The sequence below is a fragment of the Natronosalvus caseinilyticus genome (genome assembly GCF_017357105.1).
GTDB lineage: Archaea > Halobacteriota > Halobacteria > Halobacteriales > Natrialbaceae > Natronosalvus > Natronosalvus caseinilyticus.
In genome coordinates, this window is the sequence record NZ_CP071596.1 from 3,156,852 (window position 1) to 3,180,615 (window position 23,764).

21 protein-coding genes are annotated in these 23,764 nt (G+C 62.9%); 11 read left to right on the forward strand and 10 right to left on the reverse strand.

Annotation, left to right across the window (positions count from 1 at the left end; translation table 11 throughout):
• Nucleotides 1-57 precede the first annotated feature (57 nt).
• The 4 genes from J1N60_RS15195 to J1N60_RS15210 are packed head-to-tail and all read left to right on the forward strand — an operon-like array spanning nt 58 to nt 4,166.
• Nucleotides 58-1,188: a branched-chain amino acid ABC transporter permease gene (locus tag J1N60_RS15195; protein ID WP_312908703.1), complete on the forward strand. Its 1,131-nt coding sequence runs from the start codon at nt 58-60 to the stop codon at nt 1,186-1,188.
• Nucleotides 1,185-2,492 carry a branched-chain amino acid ABC transporter permease gene (locus J1N60_RS15200; RefSeq protein WP_312908704.1) on the forward strand — a complete coding sequence of 436 codons (1,308 nt, stop codon included), beginning with the start codon at nt 1,185-1,187 and terminating at the stop codon, nt 2,490-2,492. The genes J1N60_RS15195 and J1N60_RS15200 overlap by 4 nt, the downstream gene beginning before the upstream one ends.
• A complete protein-coding gene (locus tag J1N60_RS15205) occupies nt 2,485-3,336 on the forward strand; it encodes an ABC transporter ATP-binding protein (protein ID WP_312908706.1) in 852 nt (283 codons plus the stop codon). The genes J1N60_RS15200 and J1N60_RS15205 overlap by 8 nt, the downstream gene beginning before the upstream one ends.
• On the forward strand, nt 3,333-4,166 hold the full coding sequence (locus J1N60_RS15210; RefSeq protein ID WP_425499304.1) for an ABC transporter ATP-binding protein: 834 nt from the start codon (nt 3,333-3,335) through the stop codon (nt 4,164-4,166). Before J1N60_RS15205 ends, J1N60_RS15210 begins: the two co-directional genes overlap by 4 nt.
• A 136-nt stretch (nt 4,167-4,302) precedes the next feature.
• Here J1N60_RS15210 and J1N60_RS15215 read toward each other — a convergent pair whose 3' ends face one another.
• Nucleotides 4,303-5,589: an ABC transporter substrate-binding protein gene (locus tag J1N60_RS15215; protein WP_312908708.1), complete on the reverse strand. Its 1,287-nt coding sequence runs from the start codon at nt 5,587-5,589 to the stop codon at nt 4,303-4,305.
• Nucleotides 5,590-5,881: 292 nt separating this feature from the next.
• Here J1N60_RS15215 and J1N60_RS15220 point away from each other — a divergent pair, with 292 nt between their 5' ends.
• Together J1N60_RS15220 and J1N60_RS15225 are read left to right on the forward strand one after the other, a co-directional pair.
• Complete coding sequence (locus tag J1N60_RS15220; RefSeq protein WP_312912601.1) at nt 5,882-7,426, forward strand: acyl-CoA carboxylase subunit beta; 1,545 nt, start codon at nt 5,882-5,884, stop codon at nt 7,424-7,426.
• Complete coding sequence (locus tag J1N60_RS15225; protein WP_312908710.1) at nt 7,426-7,788, forward strand: DUF8022 family protein; 363 nt, start codon at nt 7,426-7,428, stop codon at nt 7,786-7,788. The genes J1N60_RS15220 and J1N60_RS15225 overlap by 1 nt, the downstream gene beginning before the upstream one ends.
• 32 nt (nt 7,789-7,820) lie before the next feature.
• Here J1N60_RS15225 and J1N60_RS15230 read toward each other — a convergent pair whose 3' ends face one another.
• A complete protein-coding gene (locus tag J1N60_RS15230; RefSeq protein WP_312908711.1) occupies nt 7,821-8,567 on the reverse strand; it encodes a hypothetical protein in 747 nt (248 codons plus the stop codon).
• A 231-nt stretch (nt 8,568-8,798) separates the two neighbouring features.
• On the opposite strand from J1N60_RS15230, the gene J1N60_RS15235 reads away from it, so the two are divergent.
• Nucleotides 8,799-10,634: an acetyl-CoA carboxylase biotin carboxylase subunit gene (locus tag J1N60_RS15235; RefSeq protein ID WP_312912602.1), complete on the forward strand. Its 1,836-nt coding sequence runs from the start codon at nt 8,799-8,801 to the stop codon at nt 10,632-10,634.
• 87 nt (nt 10,635-10,721) lie between these two features.
• On the opposite strand, the gene J1N60_RS15240 is transcribed toward J1N60_RS15235, so the two are convergent.
• From J1N60_RS15240 to J1N60_RS15270, 7 genes are all read right to left on the reverse strand, one after another.
• On the reverse strand, nt 10,722-11,297 hold the full coding sequence (locus tag J1N60_RS15240) for a DUF7529 family protein (RefSeq protein ID WP_312908713.1): 576 nt from the start codon (nt 11,295-11,297) through the stop codon (nt 10,722-10,724).
• A gap of 64 nt (nt 11,298-11,361) precedes the next feature.
• Nucleotides 11,362-11,811 (reverse strand): DUF7555 family protein, encoded by a 450-nt coding sequence (locus J1N60_RS15245; RefSeq protein WP_312908714.1) that lies wholly within the window; start codon nt 11,809-11,811, stop codon nt 11,362-11,364.
• A gap of 10 nt (nt 11,812-11,821) precedes the next feature.
• Nucleotides 11,822-13,177, reverse strand: a complete 1,356-nt coding sequence (locus tag J1N60_RS15250; protein ID WP_312908715.1) for an ABC transporter ATP-binding protein — start codon at nt 13,175-13,177, stop codon at nt 11,822-11,824.
• Nucleotides 13,174-14,550 carry an ABC transporter ATP-binding protein gene (locus tag J1N60_RS15255; protein ID WP_312912603.1) on the reverse strand — a complete coding sequence of 459 codons (1,377 nt, stop codon included), beginning with the start codon at nt 14,548-14,550 and terminating at the stop codon, nt 13,174-13,176. The genes J1N60_RS15250 and J1N60_RS15255 overlap by 4 nt, the downstream gene beginning before the upstream one ends.
• Nucleotides 14,551-14,555: 5 nt before the next feature.
• Complete coding sequence (locus J1N60_RS15260; protein WP_312908716.1) at nt 14,556-16,286, reverse strand: ABC transporter permease; 1,731 nt, start codon at nt 16,284-16,286, stop codon at nt 14,556-14,558.
• A complete protein-coding gene (locus tag J1N60_RS15265) occupies nt 16,283-17,338 on the reverse strand; it encodes an ABC transporter permease (protein WP_312908717.1) in 1,056 nt (351 codons plus the stop codon). Before J1N60_RS15265 ends, J1N60_RS15260 begins: the two co-directional genes overlap by 4 nt.
• A 156-nt stretch (nt 17,339-17,494) precedes the next feature.
• Nucleotides 17,495-19,342 carry an ABC transporter substrate-binding protein gene (locus J1N60_RS15270; RefSeq protein WP_312908719.1) on the reverse strand — a complete coding sequence of 616 codons (1,848 nt, stop codon included), beginning with the start codon at nt 19,340-19,342 and terminating at the stop codon, nt 17,495-17,497.
• 367 nt (nt 19,343-19,709) lie between these two features.
• Between J1N60_RS15270 and hisC the strand changes: the two genes are divergently transcribed.
• From hisC to J1N60_RS15290, 4 genes are all read left to right on the forward strand, one after another.
• The gene (gene hisC, locus J1N60_RS15275; RefSeq protein ID WP_312908721.1) at nt 19,710-20,861 is read left to right on the forward strand and encodes a histidinol-phosphate transaminase; all 1,152 of its coding nucleotides are present in this window, start codon (nt 19,710-19,712) and stop codon (nt 20,859-20,861) included.
• Nucleotides 20,858-21,436, forward strand: a complete 579-nt coding sequence (locus J1N60_RS15280) for an adenylate kinase family protein (protein WP_312908723.1) — start codon at nt 20,858-20,860, stop codon at nt 21,434-21,436. The genes hisC and J1N60_RS15280 overlap by 4 nt, the downstream gene beginning before the upstream one ends.
• Nucleotides 21,433-22,047 carry a CDP-alcohol phosphatidyltransferase family protein gene (locus tag J1N60_RS15285; protein WP_312908724.1) on the forward strand — a complete coding sequence of 205 codons (615 nt, stop codon included), beginning with the start codon at nt 21,433-21,435 and terminating at the stop codon, nt 22,045-22,047. The genes J1N60_RS15280 and J1N60_RS15285 overlap by 4 nt, the downstream gene beginning before the upstream one ends.
• Nucleotides 22,048-22,155: 108 nt before the next feature.
• Entirely contained in the window at nt 22,156-22,695 is a 540-nt protein-coding gene (locus J1N60_RS15290) for a multiprotein bridging factor aMBF1 (RefSeq protein WP_425499305.1), read from the forward strand.
• Nucleotides 22,696-22,737: 42 nt separating this feature from the next.
• On the opposite strand, the gene J1N60_RS15295 is transcribed toward J1N60_RS15290, so the two are convergent.
• Nucleotides 22,738-23,712 carry an ABC transporter permease gene (locus J1N60_RS15295; protein ID WP_312908725.1) on the reverse strand — a complete coding sequence of 325 codons (975 nt, stop codon included), beginning with the start codon at nt 23,710-23,712 and terminating at the stop codon, nt 22,738-22,740.
• Between the last annotated feature and the right edge of the window lie 52 nt (nt 23,713-23,764).

Below are 23,764 nucleotides of genomic sequence, written 5' to 3' on the forward strand. Positions count from 1 at the left end.
TTGAGACCGAAGAGTTATTTATATCTGCACTCGCTTGGTTACGTGATAGCTTCACACATGGGAGGTTCAGAATCACTAACTTGGGGAGCCCGCATACGCGAGCAGCCGTTTCTGTTCGTGGCGATTCTTGCGGGGGTGTTGCTGGTGCTCGACCTGATAGCCAGGCTCGCAGGGGTCGAAATACCGATGATCGGCGGGCGAACGTTCGGTGGGCAACTGACGTTCGGTCGATTCAGAGGACTCGTCTGGAACGGCATCGTCGTCGGCCTCATCTTCGGCCTCGCCGGTATCGGACTCTCGATGACGTACAGCATTCTTAACTTCGCGAACTTCTCTCACGGCGATCTGGTGACCACGGGTGCGTTCACCGGCTGGGGTGCGGCGCTACTGGTCGCCGGATGGGGAACGGCGGATACGGGATATCTGTTGCTGGTCCGCTCGGGAAGCGGCCCGAACGTAAACGAAATCGGCGGCTCCATCGTCGAAGCACCGCTCGGTATCTTCCTCGGTGTCGTCGTTGCCGCCGTAGCCACCATCCTCGTGACGGTGCTCATAGATAGGCTCGTCTACAAACCGATGCGCGACAGGGGCGGCATTTCCCTGTTGATCGCCAGCATCGGTGCGGCGCTCGCGCTCCGGTACGTCATCCAGCTCGTCTACGGTGGCTCCAACCGCGGCGTCACCTCGACACGAGACGTCGAAACGGAGCTCCTCGGTCTCTCCATCGACCTCCACGAGGCGTCGCTGGTCATCGTCGCTGTCGGGTTGATGCTCGGCATGCACCTCATGCTCCAGCGAACGAAACTGGGGAAGGCAATGCGGGCGATGGCCGACAACAAGGACCTCGCGCTCGTCACCGGGATTCCGACCGAACGCGTCGTCACGGCGACCTGGATCATCGGCGGAGCGCTCGCCGGGATCTCCGGCTACCTGTACGTCCTCGAGCGCGGAACCATCGAGTTCAACCTCGGTTGGTTCCTCCTTCTGTTTATCTTCGCCGCGGTCATCCTCGGCGGGATCGGCTCGATTTACGGGGCGATCGCGGGCGGGTTCGTCATCGGCTTCGTTCACGAGGTCTCGCTCGTCTGGATCCCCTCGGACTTCAACGCCGCCGCGGCGTTCGTCATCATGATTCTCGTCCTGCTCTACCGTCCGCAGGGCATCTTCGGCGGGGTGACGACCGCATGAGCGTCGAGACCGAAAGCGGCGGACCGTCGGGCGCCGACGACCCTTCGAGCGACGAACCGACCAACGTTCGCGCTGTCTTGGCCCAGGAACTGGCCGCGACAGATTTCCGGCTCATCCTGGTCACGCTCCTCGGCGTGTATGCGCTGTTCGCCGTCTTCACGTTCGCCTCGGGTAACGGTATGGGGGCACTCAAATCGCAGTACACCCGGTTGTCGTTCCTGTTCGCCGCCTACGCCGTCCTCTCGCTAGCTCTGAATCTCCAGTGGGGGTACACCGGCCTGTTCAACATCGGCGTCGCGGGGTTCATGGCCGTCGGCGTCTACACCATGTCGCTGCTGTCGACGCCTCCAGACGCGATTTCGGGTCAGGGTCTGGGCCTTCCGCTACCGATCGGCATCGTCGCCGGTATGATCGTGGCCGCGCTGGTTGGACTCATCGCAGCCGTCCCAGCGTTGCGCCTTCGGGCCGACTACCTCGCCATCGTGACCCTCGGCCTTTCCGAGATTATCCGCCTCACGGCAAATTCAAAGACGCTCTCGGACTGGACGATAGCGACCTTCGGGTTCGGTACCGGCGGCGGGAGCGGGACGGACCTTCCAGCCCGCCCGACCAACACGCTCGTCGAGACCTACTATGCGGCCAACAACACGCTCGCTCAACGCGCCGCGTGGGTCATCGTAATGCTCGGATTCGTTATCGCCATCTACTGGCTCCTGGTTCGTGTGGGGAACTCCCCGTTCGGGCGGGTCCTCAAAGCGATTCGCGAGGACGAACTCGTCGCCCAGTCCCTCGGTAAGGACACCCGCTGGTTCAAGATCAAGGTGTTCATGCTCGGGTGTGCCCTGATGGGGCTCGGCGGCATCCTCTGGCAAGGGTCCCAGAGCTACGTCAGTCCGGACTCGTTCCGACCCATCGTCACGTTCTACGTGTTCATCGCCGTCATCATCGGCGGCTCGGGATCGAACACGGGTAGCGTCATCGGATCGATCCTCTTCGTCGGCCTCCTGTTCGAGGGGCCGCGGACCCTCGGAAACATCGTCTCGAGCGCGGTCAACCTCGGATCGCCACCGGGGACGTTCGCCGGCGCGGTCGAGCCCCTGTTGGTCTTTAACTTCGCGCCGTTCCTGGCGTTCCTGATCGACAACATCTCGGCGTTCCGATTTATCCTGCTCGGCATCGTTCTCGTTATCATCATGCAAAAACGACCGGAAGGGATGCTGGGTCACCGAACCGAGTCGGCCGCCGCAATCGACCTCGGCCGCGACACTCCTGGCGGAACCACCGGAGGTGACCACGATGAGTGACGCGACCAGCACCGACGCGGAGGATGCGGCGCGGGCGGCGGGGACGACCGACGATCGCCCCGGTCTGTCCACCGACGTCCCGCTCCGAATCGAAAACCTGCGGAAGACGTTCGGCGGTATCGTCGCCGTCGACGACGCGACCTTCGAGGTCGAGGCCGGATCGCTCACCGGACTCATCGGTCCGAACGGGGCCGGAAAGTCGACGACGTTCAACTGCATCGCCGGTGCACACACGCCCGACTCGGGTACGGTCACGTTCCAGGGCGAGGACATCACGGGACTTCGCCCCGAACAGATCGCCAACCGAGGGCTCGTTCGAACGTTCCAGATCGCACGCGAACTCGAGGAGATGACCGTCCTCGAGAACCTGATGCTCGCTCCAAAGGGCCAGGTCGGCGAATCGCTCTGGCGCTCGGTGACACCGTTCGCCCGCGGCGAAGTTATCGAACAGGAGATCGAGATACGCGACCGCGTCTGGGAGATGCTCGACTTCTTCGAGATCGATCACATCGCCCATACACAGGCGGGCACTCTCTCGGGCGGCCAGCGAAAGCTGCTGGAGATGGCGCGAGCACTGATGACCGACCCCGAAATGTTACTGCTCGACGAACCGCTCGCGGGCGTCAACCCGACGCTCGAGGAAAAGTTGCTCGATCGAATTCACGAACTGCGCGGGCAGGGATACACGTTCCTGCTCGTCGAGCACGACATGGACGTTATTATGGAAAACTGCGAACACGTGATCGTGATGCACCAGGGGTCAGTTCTGGCGGAAGGCGAACCGGAAACGATCCAGGAGAACGAACGAGTGATCCAGGCGTACCTGGGGGAGATGGACGTATGAGCGCCGATCAGTCACAAACGAAATCGCAATCGCAATCAGCCGAGACGGAAACGAACCGAGCCGCCGAACCGACCGGAGATGACGCCGTCTCCGCCCTCCGCGACCCGCTCGCGACGGTCCCCGAGGAGACCATCCTCACCGTTCGCGACCTCGACGCCGGCTACGGCGACCTCCAGATCCTGACCGACATCGACCTCGACGTCGGCGAGGGCGAGTACGTGACCATCGTCGGACCGAACGGCGCCGGGAAGTCGACGCTTATGAAATCCGTCTTCGGATTGACGGCACACATGGGCGGATCGATCACGTTCCAGGGAGAGGAAATTCATCCCCTCGCCCCCGAGGCGATCATCCACAAGGGCATCAGCTACGTCCCCCAGAACGAGAACATCTTCGGGACGCTCACGGTCGAGGAGAACCTCGAGATGGGCGCGTACATCCTCGACTCGGTGCCCGAGGATCGACTCGAGGCCGTCTACGATCGGTTTCCGGTGCTGCGAGAGCGCAAGGATCAGAAGGCCGGAACGATGTCCGGTGGGCAGCGACAGATGGTAGCGATGGGCCGAGCGTTGATGCTCGACCCCGACTTGCTCCTGCTGGACGAGCCATCGGCCGGCCTCGCTCCCGACCTGGTCCAGGATATGTTCGACCGCATCGACCGGATCAACGACGACGGGACGGCAATCTTGATGGTCGAGCAGAACGCCAAAACCGCGCTCAGGCGCTGTGATCGAGGCTACGTGCTCGCCCAGGGCGAGAACAGCTACACCGACACCGGGGACCGGTTGCTGGCCGACGACGAGGTGCGCCAGCAGTTCCTCGGTGGGTGATCGGTTCCCTGGAATCGGCGAACCCCTTTCGTGCGGTGTTTTGCGGGCACACTGTTTCTCGAAGGCGGATCTCGAACTCGTGATAGCCTCGGCTCGAGTCGGGCACCGAACGGAAAAATAGCCCGCGGACGACCGATTATTCGGCCTCGAAGTCGATCGTATCCTGCACTTCGATGGTGCCACCCTGGTATCGCATGACGTCGTAAGCGACGCTTACCTGGTCACCGTTGTCGTCGAAGTCGACGGGCGAGGAAGCACCCACGTAGTCGATTTCCTCGCCACCAGCCACTGCGGCGGCGGCGTCGGCGAGTTCGCTCGGTCCGTACTGTTCTCCCTCGGGGTTCGCGACCTCGGGGATGGCGTCACGGACTGCCGTTCCATCGACCTCGTCATCGCCCGCGGCGATCGTTGCGAGGGTGATGACGGCAGCGGCGTCGTACGACTGCGCGTTGAAGACCTCCGGGGCGGAGCCGAACTCCTCCTCGTAGAGGTCGGCGAAGAAGTCCGCACCAGGGCCGGCGGCGCTCGGGGCCGTCCCCCAGACGTCTTCCATGTCGTTCCCGACTTCGCCCGGCAGTTCCGAGTCGATGAGTCCGTCGGGAACGATGATGGAACCGTCCCAGTCGTCTGCGTAGTCGCTGTAGTAATCGCGGAAGAGGGTAATGCCCGACTGCGGGAAGCCGACGACCATGAGTACGTCCGGTTCCCCGTCGAGGGCGTCACCAATCTGTGAACTGTAGGTGGATTGTTCGGCCTCGAACGACACCTGGTTCATCACTTCGCCACCGGCTTCCTCGAACGCGTCGACGTACGAAGACTCGAGCGCCTGTCCGTAGTCGTCGTTCAGATAGAGCGTCGCGGTCGAACTGCCCTCGAGGTCCTCCTCGACGACCTGCGCCATGACGGGGCCCTGGAGCGCGTCGCTCGGACACGTCCGGAAGATGAAGCCGTCGTCGTCGAGGTCCGTGACCGCCGGTGCGGTCGAGGAGGGCGACATACCGACGACCTGGTTCGGGATGAAGGCCTGTCGGGTCACCTGCAGGTTGACGTTCGAGGCGGCCGGACCGACGACGGCGGGCATGCCGCTGTCGACGAGGCTCTGTGCGGCAGACTGACCGGCGGAGGGGTCAGTTTCGGTGTCGCCGGTCTGGACGTCGAAGTCGAGGGAGTCGCTAAGCTGGCGTTCGACCAGTAGCGCCCCGTCACGCATCGTTCCACCGAGGCTGCCGAGGTCGCCCGTCTCGGGCATCAAGACCCCATATCGAACCGTTCCACCGTAGTCGATCTCAGCACCGCCGTTGTCGGTATCGTTCCCGTTCCCGTTGCCGCCGTCTCCCTGCCCATCGAGACAGCCAGCAACACCGAGTGCACCTGCCGCACCGATACCGGTTAGCACCTTTCGTCGTGGTAGCTTATGTACCATGGTTCTTGATATCGCGGGGGATACAAAGACTTTATGCGTGAAATTGATCACGTTCCGATATATGGCGAGGGTTCGGCGATGATCGCTTCCTCCCGACGATCACCGCCGACCGATTCTCGATGATAGACGGAGATCAGCGATGTTCCGATGCGATGGGTCCGTTCGGTGCTACGCCGAGAGTACGGGCGCCGATAGGCAAATACAACCGGCAAACGACCATCCCAGAACGTTTTTTGTGCCCCTGGTCGTTCCCTCGGGCAATGAGCGGACACGGGTGGAACGACCGATGACGATGGAAGAGCGTATCGAGGAACTCGAGTCCATGCGCGAGGAGGCGCTGCTCGGCGGCGGCGAGGAACGGATCGAACGCCAGCACGAGAAAGGGAAGATGACCGCGCGAGAGCGCATCGAGTATTTCCTCGACGACGACACCTTCACCGAGTTCGACCAGCTCCGGACCCACGAGGAGCGCAACTTCGGGATGGAAGAGCGCAAGGTCCTCGGCGACGGCGTCGTCACGGGCTACGGCGAGGTCGACGGACGAAACGTCTTCGTCTTCGCCCACGACTTCACCGTCTTCGGGGGCTCGTTAGGCGAAGTCTTCGCCGAGAAGGTGACGAAGGTGATGGACATGGCGATGGAGGTCGGCGCCCCCATCGTCGGCCTGAATGACTCCGCGGGCGCGCGGATCCAGGAGGGCGTCAAGAGCCTCGCGGGGTTCACCGAAATCTTCCGGCGGAACCAGCAAGCCAGCGGCGTCGTTCCCCAGATTTCCTCGATCATGGGGCCGTGTGCCGGGGGCGCCGTCTACTCCCCCGCGATCACCGACTTCATCTTCATGGTCGAGGACTCGAGTCACATGTACATCACGGGGCCTGGCGTCACGAAGACCGTCACCGGCGAGGACGTCACCCACGAGGAACTCGGCGGGGCGCTCACGCACGCGAACGAGACGGGCGTCGCCCAGTTCGCCTGCGAATCCGAGGAACAGGCCTTAGACGACATCCGGCGACTGCTCTCGTATCTCCCGTCGAACAACGTCGAGGACCCGCCCCGCGTCGAACCGTGGGACGACCCCGACCGTCGAGACGAGGCCCTCGAGTCCATCGTCCCCGACAACCCTCAGAAGCCCTACGACATGACCAACGTCATCGAGACGGTGATGGACGAGGGCTCGTTCTTCGAGGTGGCCGAGAACTACGCGAAGAACCTCGTCGTCGGCTTCTCGCGGCTCGACGGCCGATCGGTCGGCGTCGTCGCGAACCAGCCGCGGGTCAACGCCGGGACGCTCACCGTCGACGCCTCGATGAAGGGGTCGCGGTTCGTCCGCTTCTGCGATTCGTTCAACATCCCCATCGTGACCTTCGTCGACGTGCCCGGCTACATGCCCGGGACCGACCAGGAACACCGCGGGATCATCCGACACGGGGCGAAATTGCTGTACGCCTACTCCGAGGCATCGGTTCCTCTGCTCACCGTCATCACCCGCAAGGCCTACGGCGGGGCCTACTGCGTGATGGCCTCGAAGAACCTGGGGGCGGACATCAACTACGCCTGGCCGACGGCCGAAATCGCCGTCATGGGACCGAAGGGCGCAGTGAACATCCTCTACCGCAAGGAACTCGCCGAGGCCGACGATTCGGACGCCCTGCGCGAGGAACTCATCGAGGAGTACCGCGAGGAGTTCGCCAACCCCTACACCGCCACCGACAAGGGCTTCCTCGACGACGTGATCCGCCCGACCGAAACCCGGCCACGGCTGATCCGGGACCTCGAGATGCTCGAGACCAAGCGTGAGGACACGCCCGACAAGAAACACGGGAACATCCCCCTGTGATGACGGCGAACGACTCCGAGGCGCTCGAGGTCGAGGGTGGCTCGGGCGAGCGAGCGAGTGGCGAACCCACCGACACCGACACCGCCAGCGACGTCGACGTGACGCTCGACAAAGACGTCTCGATCACCCTCCCGGCGGACGCCACCAGCGAGGAGGCCGCAGCCATCGTCGCAGCGATCGGCGCCCACCTCCGGGACCTCGAAGCTGCGGCGGCCGCTCAGTCCGCCGACGAGAAGACCTGGGACGGCAAACGCTGGTCGTTCGCCGGCCGGATCGACGCCCAGCAAGGTCGAAACGTTCGCGTCCCGACTCGAGCGCCGACGAATCCCTGGGCTGCGGCAGGGCGAGCCGATCGGTTCTGAGAGCGCCCGTTCTGCGGTCGTCTCTCGTCGTTCTACGCCGCATAGTCGAGATTGGGTCGTAGCGATTCGGTCAGCGCTTTCGCTATCGCCTCGAGTTCGTCGATGCAGGCGTCTTCGTCGCGGTCGTCCTGGAACTGGACGACCACGCCGCGTGCGCCGTCGCCGTCGTGAGCGGGAAGCAGAAAGCGCCACTGGCGATTCTCCTCGCTGCTCTGGGTGCTCTGGTAGACGTCGATCTGTTCGCCCTCGTAGGTGAACGTCCAGTCGATGCGTTCGTTCGTGCCGAAGCCGGTCACCCAGTTGGTCGTGGCCTCCTCGTTGTTGGTGGGGTCTTTGTGCTGCTGGACGAGCACGTTGACCGGGTACGACGCGCTCCGTTTCGACCCAACGTGACCCAGTTGCGCGCCGATTCCACTCTCCGACTCGTTTATCCCCTCGTTGTACCGCTCGAACGTGTTGGGGTGGTCGAAGTGAATCGGGAACGATCGGTCGCCCTGATCGAAGGGAATCCACGCGCCCTCGAGACTGGCACAGGAATCTATCACGTCTCCGTCGTCGCTCTCCTCGTTCCCGTCGTTCTCGTCACTCTCGTCGTTCTCGCCCTCGACGTTCGCGTCACCGTCGCCATCGCCATCGAGTTCGTCGTCGAGTTCACCGTCGCTCTCGTCTGTGCTTCCCGTACATCCAGCGAACGCGGTCGTCCCCGCGAGCCCCACCAGGGCGAGGAGTCGTCGTCTACTGTACCGACCGTCCGAACGTGACCCTGAATCGATGTGCATGAAATCTCCGTCGAACGCGCGAGTCGATCGGTTTCGACCGCACTTACGTCGTTCGTCTCGACCAAACAGACGACAGCTCGAGCGATATACTCACCCCGTGACGAAAATTCGTCCGATGAACGCTCGGCATTTGCCCCTCGAAGTGGAGTGTATCGGCGAGAACCCGTTTCACCGCTGACTCGTTCCGTTGCGAAAAAGTAAGGTATGCCCCTTCCGTCGATTCGAACAGGAATGTTCAGGAAGGTTCTGGTCGCGAACCGAGGCGAGATCGCGGTTCGAGTCATGCGAGCCTGCGAGGAATTGAACGTTGGAACCGTCGCCGTCTACTCCGACGCCGACAAACACGGCGGTCACGTCCGCTACGCCGACGAAGCCTACAACGTCGGCCCCGCCCGCGCGGCCGACTCCTACCTCGACCACGAGGCAGTCATCGAGGCCGCACAAAAGGCCGACGCCGACGCGATCCACCCCGGCTACGGCTTCCTCGCCGAGAACGCCGAGTTCGCCGCCAAAGTCGAGGAGACAGAGGGCATCACCTGGATCGGTCCCTCGAGTTCGGCCATGGAGAGTCTCGGCGAGAAGACCAAGGCCCGAACGATCATGCACGAGGCCGACGTGCCCATCGTGCCTGGCACCACCGATCCCGTTACCGACCCCGACGAGGTCCGTGCCTTCGGCGACGAACACGGTTACCCAATCGCGATCAAAGCCGAGGGTGGGGGCGGCGGCCGCGGCATGAAAGTCGTCGAAGACGAGAGCGAGGTCGACGACCAACTCGAGAGCGCCCAACGTGAGGGCGAGGCCTACTTCGGCAACGACTCGGTCTACCTCGAGCGCTACCTCGAGAAGCCCCGCCACATCGAGGTCCAGATCATCGCCGACGAGCACGGCAACGTGCGTCATCTGGGCGAGCGCGACTGTTCACTCCAGCGCCGTCACCAGAAGGTCATCGAAGAAGGCCCATCGCCCGCGCTCTCGGACGAACTGCGCGAGCAGATCGGCGAAGCCGCCCGCCGTGGGGTCGCCGCCGCCGACTACACGAACGCCGGCACCGTCGAGTTCCTCGTCGAGGAAGAACCCGGGCGCGAGGGCGTCCTCGGCCCCGACGCGAACTTCTACTTCCTCGAGGTCAACACCCGCATCCAGGTCGAACACTGCGTGACCGAGGAGATCACCGGCCTCGACATCGTCAAGCGCCAGATTCGGGTCGCCGCGGGTGAAGAACTCGACTTCGAGCAGAACGACGTCGAGATCGACGGCCACGCGATGGAGTTCCGAATCAACGCCGAGAACGCCGCGAAGGACTTCCAGCCCGCCACGGGCGGGACACTGACGACCTACAACCCACCAGGTGGGATCGGCGTCCGCCTCGACGACGCGCTGAGCCAGGGTGACGAACTCGTCACCGACTACGACTCGATGATCGCGAAACTCATCGTCTGGGGCGAAGACCGCGAAGAGTGTATCGAACGCTCGCTTCGCGCCCTGCGAGAGTACGAGATCGAGGGCATCACGACCATCGTCCCGTTCCACCGCCTGATGTTGACCGACGAGATGTTCGTCGAGGGTCGACACACCACGAAGTACCTGGACAACGAACTCGAGCAATCCAGAATCGAGCAGGCCCAGGAACAGTGGGGAAGCGAGGAGTCGACCGCGGCCGACGAGGAGGTCGTCGAACGCGAGTTCACCGTCGAAGTCAACGGGAAACGCTTCGAGGTCAACCTCGAGGACCGCGGCGGTGCCGTTCCGCAGGCGGCCAGCAATGGGGGGTCGAGCACCGCCGGCGCCGGTGGACCGCCACAATCTGCCAGCAGCGAGGGCTCGAGCGGCGACGTCGAGATTCAGGGCGACGGCGAACGCGTCGACGCCGAGATGCAGGGGACGATCCTCTCCGTCGAGGTCGCTGAAGGCGACGAGGTCGCCGCCGGTGACGTCGTCGTCGTCCTGGAAGCGATGAAGATGGAAAACGACATCGTCGCCTCGACGGGTGGCACCGTCTCGCAGGTGGCCGTCGAAGAAGGCCAGAGCGTCGACATGGGCGATACGCTCGTCGTCCTCGAGTGAGTGGCGACGATAATCGGAGACGAGTAACGTACAACACACGCTGAATCCAACGCCGACTGACGATTCTCGAGGTGCTACTCGGTGTTGCTAGCCTTCGTGCTCGTCCTGCTCGTCCTGTTCGTCCTGCTCATCCTCAACCCCGAGCTGGGCCTTGATATGCCCGAGATCCGGGACGAACGCGCTGACGTCCTCGTGCGTCGTCATCGCGAGTTCGGTCCCATCGATGAGTTTGACCCGGGTCTGTAGCTTGCCCTCGTCGATCGCCGAGGCGATCATTCCGCGAGCGAGGTGGAGGTCGTACTGACTCGCAATGAGAATACCAGTCTCGGAGTCCGGATCGAGCAACTCGGTGACGAGATAGACGAAGCCGTCGACCGTGTTCCGGTAGGCCTCGCTCCTCGGGAACGATCCCTTCTCGTAGGCCGTCCGAAACGTATCGGCGTGATTATCTGCCAGCACGTGAATGAGCCCGAACCGATCCTCGCTCCCGTCTGCTTTCGACAATACGGACGTCTGGATCGCTGGAAGTGTCGTCATCTCCCACCCTTCGGACCGTCGCTCCTCGGCGATCGCCTGCATGTCCTCGAGCGTTCGCTTCCAGGCCTGTGTCGCCGCCGGGGTACGAGCTCGAATCCCGACTGAATCGTCATCCGGTTTTGGCATATGGGGACACAGAATCGGGACTCGGTTAATGGTTTCGAGTCAACTGCTTTCCAGGCGAAACGACCTAGACGACGCCGAACATCGTCTCCATCAGATACGAGATCAGCAGGACACCCAGGCTGCTCCAGAAGAGCTTTCCCGCAGACGAGAGTTCTCGATCCGGCGGCGGCGATTCGACCCAGCGGGCGGGCGGAAGCGCTCGAGCGAATCGCTGGAAGCGGGTTTCGTTCGAGCCTGTCGGTGATGCCGACAGCCCGATTGCATCCGCCGCGTCCGTCGATCGACCGGACACCTCCTCGGGCGAGCTCGGCCAGAGGCGAACGGTCGCGTACGCGAGCAACAGGAACCCGGCGAAAAACAGAACGACCTTGGCCCCGCCGAACCCGCCACCGACAGCGAGACTGATTGGGACTGCGGTGATCGTCGCCACGACGACGACGGCGAACACGTACGATAACGCATCCGCACAGACGAGGGCAAGCAGGCGCCACTGCACAGATTCGAGCCGGGCCATTACACGTGCCCTACTCGTTCGGGACGTAACCGTGCCGTTCCTCGAGAACTGGCTCGGGGTCTCGGTAGGCGTCGTCGTGGCGATGACAGAGACTAACCCGATTGCTCTCGCCCACGGGGTAGTACTCGGGGTGTTCGCTTCCGCAGACGCTTTCGAAGTCTGCAGCCAGCACCTCGAGTGCAGTAGCCTCGTCGTTTCGCCGGACGTGTTCGGCGATTTCGTCGAGGACCGACTGTACCTCCTCGGGAACCGAAACGTCGCTGAAGAGTTCGTCGTAAATCTCGTCGATCGTCCCAAATCGAGTCTCCCTTCCGAGTAATTCCTTGACTCGCTCCGAAACCGACCGTTCGGCCCGTTCACGTTCTCGAAGGATTTCCTGAAGGGTATCCAGCCGCATCCAGAGTTCGTGCGACAGATGTTTGTACTCTTCTGGCCGGATCCGCGCCGGACACCGCGTGCTGAACGGACACCCCTCGGGAGGGAATCGGGGGTTTGGTGGCGTTCCCTGTAGCGTGATTCGGTGTTTCTCCGAGGTTGGATCCGGTTCCGGAATCGCCGAGAGCAGCGCGTGCGTGTACGGGTTCGACGGATCGGTGAACAGTTCCTCGGTCGGTCCAATCTCCATGATATTCCCGAGGTACATGACCGCTACCCGGTCACAGATGTGTCTGACGACCGAGAGGTCGTGGGCGATGAACAGGTAGGTAAGCCCGAACTCGTCCTGTAAGTCCTCGAGGAGGTTGATAACTTCGGCCTGCACGGAGACGTCCAGGGCACTCACCGGTTCGTCAAGGACGATAAACTCCGGTTCGAGCGTCAGTGTTCGGGCGATACCGATCCGCTGGCGCTGGCCGCCGGAGAACTGGTGGGGATAGCGGTAGTAGTGTTCGCGCTGGAGTCCCACCTTCTCGAGGAGTTCGCGAACGTGCTGTCGGCGTTCGTCGGGTGTCTTCCAGTCGTGAACGTCGAGCGGTTCGCGAACGATTTCGCCGACGGTCATCCGATCGTTCAGGCTCGAGTCGGGATCCTGGAAGACGATCTGGGCGTCTCGACGCCAGGCCTTGAGCTCCGGACCGCTGAGTTCCGTGATGTCGGTCCCGTCGAAGCGGATCGCCCCGTCCGTCGCCTGTTCGAGCTGGACGAGCGTTCGTCCGAGGGTCGTTTTTCCACAGCCGGATTCCCCGACGAGCCCGAGCGTTTCGCCGCGTTTGATTTCGAAGGAGACCCCGTCGACCGCTTTGACCGGGTTTCCACCCAGTAGGCCCCCTTCGTCGTAGTACGTCCGTAGATTCGATACCTCGACCATGACGTCCTCGTCGGCGCGCATAGCCTCGTCGGTATCTGTTCGTAGCGATTCCTGGCTCATTGATCTTCGTTTGCACCTCCTTCAGTCGACGGCGACTGTGCCGCCTGGTCTGTGTGGTGATCGATCCGTTCGATTTCGGACTTCCCCTCGGGATAGAGGAGACAGGCCGCCGTGTGGTCGTCGGCTCCTTCTCGGACCGGAATCGAGACGGGATGGATCTCGTTACAGGCGTCGAACGCCTCCGGACAGCGCGGCGCGAATCGACAGTACGTCGCCGGCTCGTTCGGCGTCGGTACGTTCCCCTCGATAGTCTGGAGCCGATCTCCGGTCTGTCTGCCGGGGATCGATTGGAGTAGCCCCTGCGTGTAGGGGTGTTTCGGTGAAGCGAACAGCGTCTCGACGTCCGCCGTCTCGACGATTTCGCCCGCGTACATGACGTTTACCCGATCGGAGACGTCGGCGATGACGCCCATGTCGTGGGTGATGAACATGATCGCCAGGTCGCGTTCTTCCTGCAAGTCCTCGAGCAGTTCGAGAATCTGTGCCTGAATCGTCACGTCTAGCGCCGTCGTCGGCTCGTCACAGATTAGTACCTCCGGTTCGCAGGCGAGCGCCATTGCGATGACGGCTCGCTGTCGCATACCGCCGGAGAACTGGTGTGGATACTCTCTGACGCGTCGTCGGGCGTCCGGAATCCCGACGGCCTCGAGTAACTCGACGGCCTCGTTGGTCGCCTCTCCGCCGGTCATTCCCTGGTGGAGTCTGAGCGCTTCCTTGATCTGGTTGCCGACGGTGTACACGGGGTTGAGACTCGTCAGCGGATCCTGGAAGACCATTGCAATCTTGTTGCCGCGCATGGCGCGCTGGGCCTTCCCCTCGAGACGAGTGATCTCCACGAATCCGGACTCGATGCTCGAGGGGTCGTCGGGCGACCCTTCGGTCACGAAGACGAAATCGCCGGCGTCGACGAGGCCGAGCGATTCGCCGTAGCCGGAGCCGAGAAAGTCGACGATCGAAGCCTCCTCGGGCGATTCGTAGCCGAACGCCGCGGGCGTCATGTCGACTTCGGGCCGGTCGAACTGCTCCGCCGGGTCGTGGGCTTGCTCGAGCGCGTTCACGTCGACTGTGTTCCCCGAGAACCGCCGGGCGAACTCCCGGACGGTCTCGAGGTGGTGGAAGCGAATGCTGCTGCCGGGCAGGATGCGGCCGGGACTATCGACGAGCCCCATGATCGAGCGTGCGGTGACACTCTTTCCGGATCCGCTTTCACCGACGATGCCGACCGTTTCACCGCTTTCGATGTCGTAGGAGATCCCGTCTACAGCCCGAATCACCTCCTTGTCGGTGAAGAACGCGGTCTGGAGGTTTCGAACCGAGAGGATCGTCTCAGACTGGCCTGTTTTCGTCTGCGTCGTTTGCGTCTCTGTGTTCATGGACATCACGCACCACCTCCGGTCGTCGCCACGTCACCTTCGCCGGCTTCGCTCTCTGGATCCATCGCGTCTCGGATTCCGTCACCGAGGGCGTTGAAACCGGTGACGACGAGGACGATCAGGATGCCCGGAATCGTCGCGATGTGCCAGGACTCGGTCGAGACGTACGAGCGACCGTCGGCGATGATTCGACCCCATTCGGGCGTCGGTGGGTTGATACCCAGACCGAGGAACGAGAGAGCGGCGGTGACGATGATAACGCCGCCCAACAGCAACGATGCGTAGATCATGATGTAGCTGAAGATGTAGGGCGCCATGTGTTTTCTCATCGTCATCATCGGCGTTTGCCCGTAGCTCTTCGCGGCGTCGACCCACTCCTGTTCGGCAACCTGGAGCGAGGGGCCGCGTATCGAACGCCATAATCCTGGCCAATACAGGCCAGCGAAGATGAGCGCCAGGAGTAACCCGCCGTTGTAATAATCGGCAATCGGGTGATTCCCCTGCTGGAACACGACCGAGAGTAACAGGACCATCAGGAACACCGGAACGGCGATGAGCGTATCGCTGACGATCACAGTCGCGAGGTCGACCAGTCCCTTGTAGTAGGCGGTGAGGAGGGACAATCCCAGCGCGATGAGCGTCGCCAGTCCGATCGAGACGATACCGATAACGAGCGATGTCCGGGCCCCGAAGACGAGGTACGTGAACAGATCCTTCCCGTCACTGGTCGTCCCGAACGGTGCCCACCGATCGTAGTTATCGTAACTCAGCGGACCAACAGGATCGGACCCCTGAGACCGGGCATCGAGGTTTGCCGTCCCGTGGTTGACCGTTTCGAGTTCACCGGTCTCCTGGTCCAGGTACTGGAACTCGTGGCCGTACGGACTGTATATGTTCTCTTGCGGACCGACCGGACCGAGCGCCGGTGCCCACAACGCCATTACCACGAACATGAAGACAACGAGGAGTCCAAAGATCCCCCAGTAGTGGTCCCGGAACCGGTTGACTGAATCGTCTCGGGGCGTCCAGTCGGCCTCCCGATAGTGTTCCCGGAAGATCGTATACCCCTTCCAGAGCCACACGAGCGCTGTGAAGGCGTACACGTAGACGAGGACGACCCGAATCGCCCAGGCCCATGCCGGAGACAGCCCCAGGAAGGTTCCTTCCCAGCCGCCACCGGGCGTTCGGTAGCCTTGGTTCGGAATCGTTTCCGGGCTCGTAATCGACCACAGCGACGCGATCCACTCGAAGAACGCCGTTAGTGCACCGACGACGAGGTCGACGGCGATCTCGGCTGGCGTCATGGTCACGAGGAACGTTACCGCTGTTAAAACGGCGAGCAAGATAATTCGCTCGAGCCGTTCTTCGGTCACGTAAGTGCTTTCGAACCGATCGTGGTGAATTCCGAATCGATCGGCGAGTGAGCCGGTGACGACCGTCGCTCTGAGAATCAACGTGACGACCGACAGGATGAGCACCGCGGTGACTGCGAACGAAATCTCGGCGGCGATCAGTCCGGCCGAGCCGTGTACGTTTCCGTAGACCCAGCCGGGAATCGCGGCGAATCCGGCCAGAGCGACGCGGATTGCGCCACCCATTTTTACGACGCCCGCTCCGACGCGACCCAACTCGAGCAGGATCAAAATTGCTATTCCGGCGGCCCAGATCGCGGCCGGACGCGGGTTTGCGGCGATTCGTTCACGAAGTGTCGTCCCCTCGTCTAGCTCGGAACTCATTGATCGTACCCCACACGCGGATCTAGAATCGTGTACAGGAGGTCCTGTATGATATTCATACTAATCGTTATGATGGTGAATATGTACACCAGTGCTCCTGCGAGCGGCAAGTCACCCTGCGTCAGCGAGATGAAGTACAGCCGACCGAGTCCGTTGATACCGAAGAGGACCTCGACGATGACCGACCCGCCCAGAAGCAAGAACGCTTCGTTAGTAATGATCGGCACTAGCGGAATCAACGCGTTCCGGAAGACGTGCTTCCAGATGATGACCCGGTTCGAGAGTCCCTTCGCCTTCGCCGTCTCGACGTAGTTTGAGTTGATCGTCTCGAGCATTGCCGTTCGTCCAATTCGGAGTTCGGTGGCCATCGACGCCGAGCCGAGGACGAGCGCCGCCGGAAGGATTACTTTGATTGCAACGGCGAGCGTCCCCCCGTCGAAGAAGAACCCGCTCGGGACCGGGAGCAACTGTTCGAAGCCGATGAAGTCGAGCGGTGGCGTGCCGATGATGCTCCTGATATCGGGACCGAGAGTGTACCAGTCGAACCCGAGGAACCCCCCACCCTGCGTTCGACGCAGAACGGCGAGGAACATGATTGCGAGCCAGAAGTTCGGCATCGCCAGCCAGACGATTCCCGAAAATGAGGCGATGTAGTCGCCCCAGCTGTTCGAGTTGAGCCCGGCGTAGAACCCGAGCGGGATGCCGATGAACAGCGGGAGCAGGATCGCCCAGAATCCGAGCCAGATCGTTCGTGGCGCGTAGATCCTGATCATCGACGTTACGGATCGACCCCGCTGGATGACCCACGATTGGCCGAGGTCGAAGGTGATCAACCCGACCATAAAGTCGATGTACTGTTGCCACAGCGGCTCGTTCAAGCCCATGTTTTCGCGAATCTGTGCTGCTGCTGCGCCGCTCGCCTCTGGCCCGAGCATCGCTGCGACCGGGTCGAGCGGTCCCATTCTGAGGATGACGAACAGCATTGTCATCACGAGGAAGAGGACCGGAATTGAGAGCAAGACCCGCTGGAAAAAGTATCGCCAGCGACTCATGGCGCATCACACGTGTCCCAGACGTTTACCATATTTCGCACTATTGGATCGGTATGCATTCGAGGGTAATAGGTATCATGATTTCCTCGGAAGCGGCTCCGAGGACGGATAATTTCACCGGCGGGTCCGATCCGCCGACGGTGGTCGCTTTTCGTGTTATTCTTCGTTTTCGAGTTCGGCTTCCCAGTTGAGGTAGTAGCCGTCCGCTTCTCCCTGGGAGATCAGATCGGTGTTGGTGTTGGCCGGTTCGAAGCCGAACAGGCCGTAGGCGACCGAGGGGTAGCTCCAGATCCAGCCGAGCGAGTACATTTCGAGGTCGCCGTCCTGACCGCGGCTGATCAGCGTGGAGAACTCTGCCTCCTCGGTATCCAACTCGATTCCCAGGTCCGAAACCTTGTCTCGAGTGATTCCTGCGGCTTCCGAGAACGTCTCGCTCTCGTAGGTCGTCAGCGTCAGCGCGAACGGATCGTCTGCCGTGTGGCCGCCCTCTTCGAGAACCTGCTGTGCGGACTCACGGTCGGTATCGTTTGGCGAGTACTGCCACTCGTCGACGAAGGTCTGGTAGGCCTCGTTTCCACCCGGGAAGATTCCCGGCGGCGTGAAGCTGAACGCTTCGACTCCGCGTCCTTCGAAGACCTGGTTGATGAGTTCTTCGTGGTCGGTGACGTACGCCATCGCCTGCCGGACCGGCTTCGGCACCTTGGCGGCGTTGAACGCGAAGTAGAACGTCGACATCTCGCTCACGCCGAGGTAGTTGACGACGGTTTCGCCGTCTTCGAGGGGACCGTAGGTCCCGACGTCGCGACCCATGTCGTCCTCCTCGGCGTCGATGTTCTCCTGGTCGTAGTACGCCGTTGGAATGCCGAAGATGTCGGCGTTTCCTTCGTTGACGTACGTCCAGATGGTCTCGTCGTCCTCGATGACCTGCCAGTGGATGCGGTCGAGGTTCGGCGCGCCGTCGTGGTAGTCGCCGAATGCCGTGAGGATCTGTTCCGTTCCGGGCTCCCACGTTTCGAACTGGAAGGGGCCGCAGCCGACCATCACTTCCTGGGAGATCTCCTCCTGGGTGTACTGGCCGTCGTAGCCCTCGATGTCGCCGACGAGTCCCTCGGGCATCGCCGCGAACGAGTCGTAGGTGAGGATGTCGAGTGCGGACGGCTGTGGTTCCGTGAGCGTCACCTCGAGCGTACGGTCGTCCACGGCCTCGACGCCGAGGGAGTCCGGGACGGTCGTGGCGTCCTCGCCTTCGCCCTCCGTCTCGTGTTCGACGGCAAGGAAGCCGGGTTCCAGCAGGAAGTTCGCGCGCTCGCTGGCGGCGGACTCCGCGAGACGACGCCAGGCGTACACGAAGTCGCTGGCGGTCAGCTCGCTGCCGTCGTGGTACTGCGCCTCCTTGATGGTGAACGTGTACGTCAGCAGGTCGTCGGAGACGTTGACCTCCTCGGCGAGCTGGTTCTCGACTTCCGGCACGCCGTTGGGGTAGTGCACGAGGTTCTCGTACACCTGGTTGATGATGACCGCGGAGGCGGTGTCGGTCGACTGAATGGGGTCCAGCGACGTAACCGTCGAGTTGATCAGGTTCAACTCACCGTCTTCGGTACTGGTCTCGTTGTGCTGCTGTCGGTGGCCGCCGAGCGAGCCCGTGGGTTCGACATCGACGTGGTCGTACCACATCCGCTCCGTCAGGCCGTGGTACAGCGGCAGCAGGACCATGTCATCGCGAACGGCCTCCTCCATCTCGAGGTACGCTTCCATCCGGGTCTCCTCGTCCTCCGGCGCAGGGTTGTCCTGGGCACGTTCCCAGGCCTGCTGGGCCTTCTCGACGTTGGACAGGTCCCCGTCGCCGTTGCCGTTTCCGTTGCCAGATTCGTTGCCGTTACCGTCGCCGTTCCCATCACCATTTCCTTCGTCGCCGCCAAAGCACCCGGCCACCGCCGCGGTGGCTGCACCGGCGCTCGTGGCCTTCAGGAATGATCGTCGGGATACACCGTTGTCGTTGGGCATCGACTGGCAAAATTCTCTCGAGTCGTATAAGTTTTGCCTTTGGGAGCGACTGATACGCACACTGGCATATAATAGCACGCGAGTTTACATGAACGGAAGTATCCAATACGAACATACTATGAACAGACATAGGCAATATAGGATTGAGAAGCCCATTATCTGCCAGATATTTGCATTCCAGCCACTCCTTCGCGCGCCCGAAAAATGATGATAAATGATTGCGTGAATCGGTTCACGATTCGGTCGAGCCAATCATCGCTCTCCGTCGCTTTCGACCGTAGTACCAGATGGCCGTCGGATGGGCAACGCTCCTCGACGCTCGTCACAGGTAAGCACGCTTAAGCGTCGCGAGGAAAAGGTTTCACGTATGCATCCGCGCGATCTGTCCGACCACGTCGCCTATCAGGCGGGTCGAGGCATCGAGGAGGTTGCCCGCGAACTCGGGCGCGACCCCTCGACGTTCGTCAAACTCGCTTCCAACGAGAACGCACTCGGCCCCTCGCCTGCGGCCGTCGACGCCATCGAGGACGCTGCTGGAAGCGTGAGTTCCTATCCGAAGGCGGCTCACGCCGATCTCACCGCTGCGATCGCCGACCGCTGGTCCATCGCGGACGAACAGGTCTGGCTCGCAAACGGCGGCGACGGCGCCATCGACTACCTCTCGAGGGCGACCCTCGAACCGGGCGACGACGTGCTCGTCCCCGCGCCGGGGTTCGCCTACTACGGCATGAGCGCCCGATTCCACCACGGCGACGTTACCGAGTACGCGCTCGCGCGCGATAACGACTTCACCCAGGACGCCGAGACGATCCTCGAGGCCTACGAGGGCGAACGGATCGTCTACCTCACCAGCCCGCACAACCCCTCGGGATCGACGATCGACCTGGAGGACGTCGCGGCAATCGCCGATCGAACGGACGAGGAGACGCTCGTCGTCGTGGACGAGGCCTACGGCGAGTTCGCCGACGTCGACAGCGCCGTCGCCCTGATCGCGGGTCGCGACGGGTTCGACGCCCGCGACGACGTCGCCGTCCTCCGGACGTTCTCGAAGGCGTACGGTCTGGCGGGCCTGCGACTCGGATACGCACTCGTTCCGCACGCGTGGGCCGACGCCTACGCCCGCGTCAACACCCCGTTCGCCGCGAGCGAACTCGCCTGCCGGGCCGGCCTGGCCGCCATCGAGGACGACGAACACGTCGAGCGAACCGTCGCGACCGTCGTCGAGGCTCGAGCGACCATGCGCGAGGAAATCGATGCCCACGTCTGGCCGAGCGACGGGAATTTCGTCCTCGTCGACGTCGGGGAGGCGACCCCTGTCGCCGAGGCGATGCAAGAACGGGGCGTTATCGTCCGCGACTGTACGAGTTTCGGGTTGCCGGGGTGCGTTCGCATCACCTGCGGTACGCCGTCCGAAACCGAACGGGCCGTCGAGACGCTCAACGAGGTGCTCGAGGACCGAGGGCACCAGCGCGAACTCGGCGCTGACGGCGAAACCCCAACCGAGGTGAACGGCGCGTGAGAGTCGCGGTTACCGGCACCCCGGGAACGGGGAAGACGACGGCGACGACGATCCTCGAGGAAAGGATCGGTGATCATCGCGGGCCCCGACTCGAGGACCGCCACGAGGACCGGCCCGAGAAACAGCTCGAGGACTACGACGTGATCCACCTCAACGACCTGCTCGACCGCGAGGGGCTGTACACGGCCGTCGACGAAGAGCGCGACAGCAAGGTCGCCGACCTCGAGGCCCTCGAGGAACGACTCGCGGAGCGAGACGACGTCCTGATCGAGTCGCACCTCGCTCACCACCTGTCGGCCGATCGGGTCGCCGTCTTGCGGTGTGCTCCCGAGGTACTCGAAAAACGACTGCGCGAACGCGGAGAACGCACGGACAAAGCTCGCGAGAACGCGGAGAGCGAGGCGCTCGACGTCATCCTCTCGGAGGCCGTCGACCGCCACGGCCTCGAGTCCGTGTACGAAATCGACACCACGGACCGCGAGCCCGCCGCGGTGGCCGACGAACTCGAGGCCGTCGTTCACGGCACACGAGCGCCGAGTGCCGGCGAGGTCGACTTCGTGGGGTACCTGGCATGACGCTCGATCAGCTTCGTCCGTACGTCTCGAGGTTCCTGGATCCGTTCGTGCGTGGGTTCGATCGAGTCGGGATGTCCCCCGACGGCGTGAGCGTGATCGCCGGATTCGTGGCGATCGCTGCGGGTCTCGCGTTCTACCTCGGTGGGGTCGCTCACCCCGTCTGGTACGCCGTCGGCGCGGCCCTCGTCTTCCTGAACGGCTGGTTCGACATCATCGACGGCGCGCTCGCTCGAGCACAGGGCGTCTCCTCCCCCGCGGGGGACCTGCTCGATCACGTCCTGGATCGGTACGCCGACATCGTGATCATCGGCGGGCTCGCCGCCGGCGTCGGCGACTACTGGCTCGGCTTCCTGGCGGTTACGGGCGTCGTTATGACCTCCTACCTCGGCACCCAGGCCCAGGCGGTGGGTCTCGACCGGGTCTACGGTGGGCTCGTCGGCCGCGCGGATCGACTGGCGATCATCGGAATCGTCGGCTTTCTCGCGTATCCGCTCGAGTCGTTTGACGCCGGTGGCCTCTCGCTCGTCGGCTGGTTGCTCGTCTTCCTCGCCGTCGTCGGACACGTGACGGCTCTCCAGCGGTTCTTCTACTCCTGGAGCGCGCTCGAGTAGCGTCTGACTTGGTCCGGGCCCTCGTCCGGGGCAGGTTCGAGTTCGACACGACCCGCCCGGATCGCTGGCGCCGTACCCTTTATCACGCGTGGTGCGTTAGACCCGACCATGGTTCAGTGCGAGATGTGTGGCGCCGAGACGTCGTCCCCGAAGACCATCAAAGTCGAAGGCGCGAAGCTGGACGTGTGTTCGAACTGTACCGACTTCGGTACCGAGGTGAAGACCGCCTCATCCTCGAGCACGTCGACGAAGTACTCGACGGGCTCTGGATCGGGGTCCGGGTCGGGATCCAGCAACACGTCCTCGAGCGGGGGTCGCTCCTCGGGGTCCGGTGGCTCGCGTCGCCGCGACATGTTCGACGAGATGGACGAGATCGTCACCGACTACGACGACCGCATTCGTCGGGCGAGAGAGAAGAAGGACCTCAGCCAGTCCGACCTCGCGAACGAACTCAACGAGAAGGCGAGTCTGATCCGCAAACTCGAGCGCGGGGATACCCTGCCCAGCGACCGGGTCCAGAGCAAACTCGAGCGATTCCTGGAGATCAGCCTCACCGGCGGATCCGGATCGAGCGAGGACAGCGACTGGGAGGGTGGCTCCTCGAGCGGGAGTTACACGCTCGGCGACGTCGTCAAGCGAAAGGATTGATCGAGCGGCGACCAGCGTTTTTCCCGATCGCCGGTGCTGTCCTCACCGCGATCCGGTGTCCACTCGAGGATCGAGGAGCGAGTACGCCAGATCCTGGACGACGTTGCCGACGACGCCGAAGGCGACGACGACGACCGTTACGCCCATCACGACGGGAAGGTCGCGCGTCCAGACGGCGTTGTAGAAGAGCGAACCGATTCCGCCGATGCCGAAGACCGCTTCGATGACGATCACCGAAATCGCGAGCAACGCTAGCGTCTCCGCGAACACGAGCGAGAGCAACGGGATCGCCGCGTTTCGCAACACGTGTCTGGCGACGTCGACCCGTCCACCCCCTTTCGCGCGAACGAGTTTGGTGAGGTCCGCGGTGTAGTACTGGCGAGCGTACGCTCGAGCGTAGCTGACGATAGCAGCGAGCAGGGTCGTCGTCACCAGGACGACCGGGAGGACGCGTCCGTAGAGAAACGGCAACTCGGTCACCGTGATGTAGTTGAACTCGCTGCCCCACCTGAAGGCGGCAGCGGCAGTCGCGGACGCGCTCAGGATCAGGAAGCCGGCCCAGAAGTTCGGGATCGCAAACAGCAGGTACACCATCCCCGTGGCTCCGTTGCCGCGAATCGAGCCCACGTTCATGGCGGCATAGGCGCCGACGACCAGACCGAGCGTCGTCGCCACCACGATCGCCGGGACGACGTACAGCGCTGTCTCGAGGGTGGCCTCGCGGACGAGCGGAAACACGGCCTCGCCGCTCTGGAAGGAGTTTCCCCACTCCAGCGTGATCATGTTTCCCATCCAGTCGACGTACTGCTCGATGATCGGTCGATCGAGCCCTCGGTCGGCGAGGTACGACTGGCGAATAGACTCGAGTTCGTCGGGGTCGGCACCGCCGTAGGCTGCGAGTGCGAGCCGCCTATCGAGCACCCAGTCTTCGGTCGCGGCGAACAGTGCGAACATCACCGTGAGCACGGCCCAGGCGGCGATCGCCCCCAGTGCGAGACGCCGAGCCAGAATTCGCACCACTCTCACTGGCAGTCACCTGCGAGCGACGCAAACGTGACGACGGGGTCGC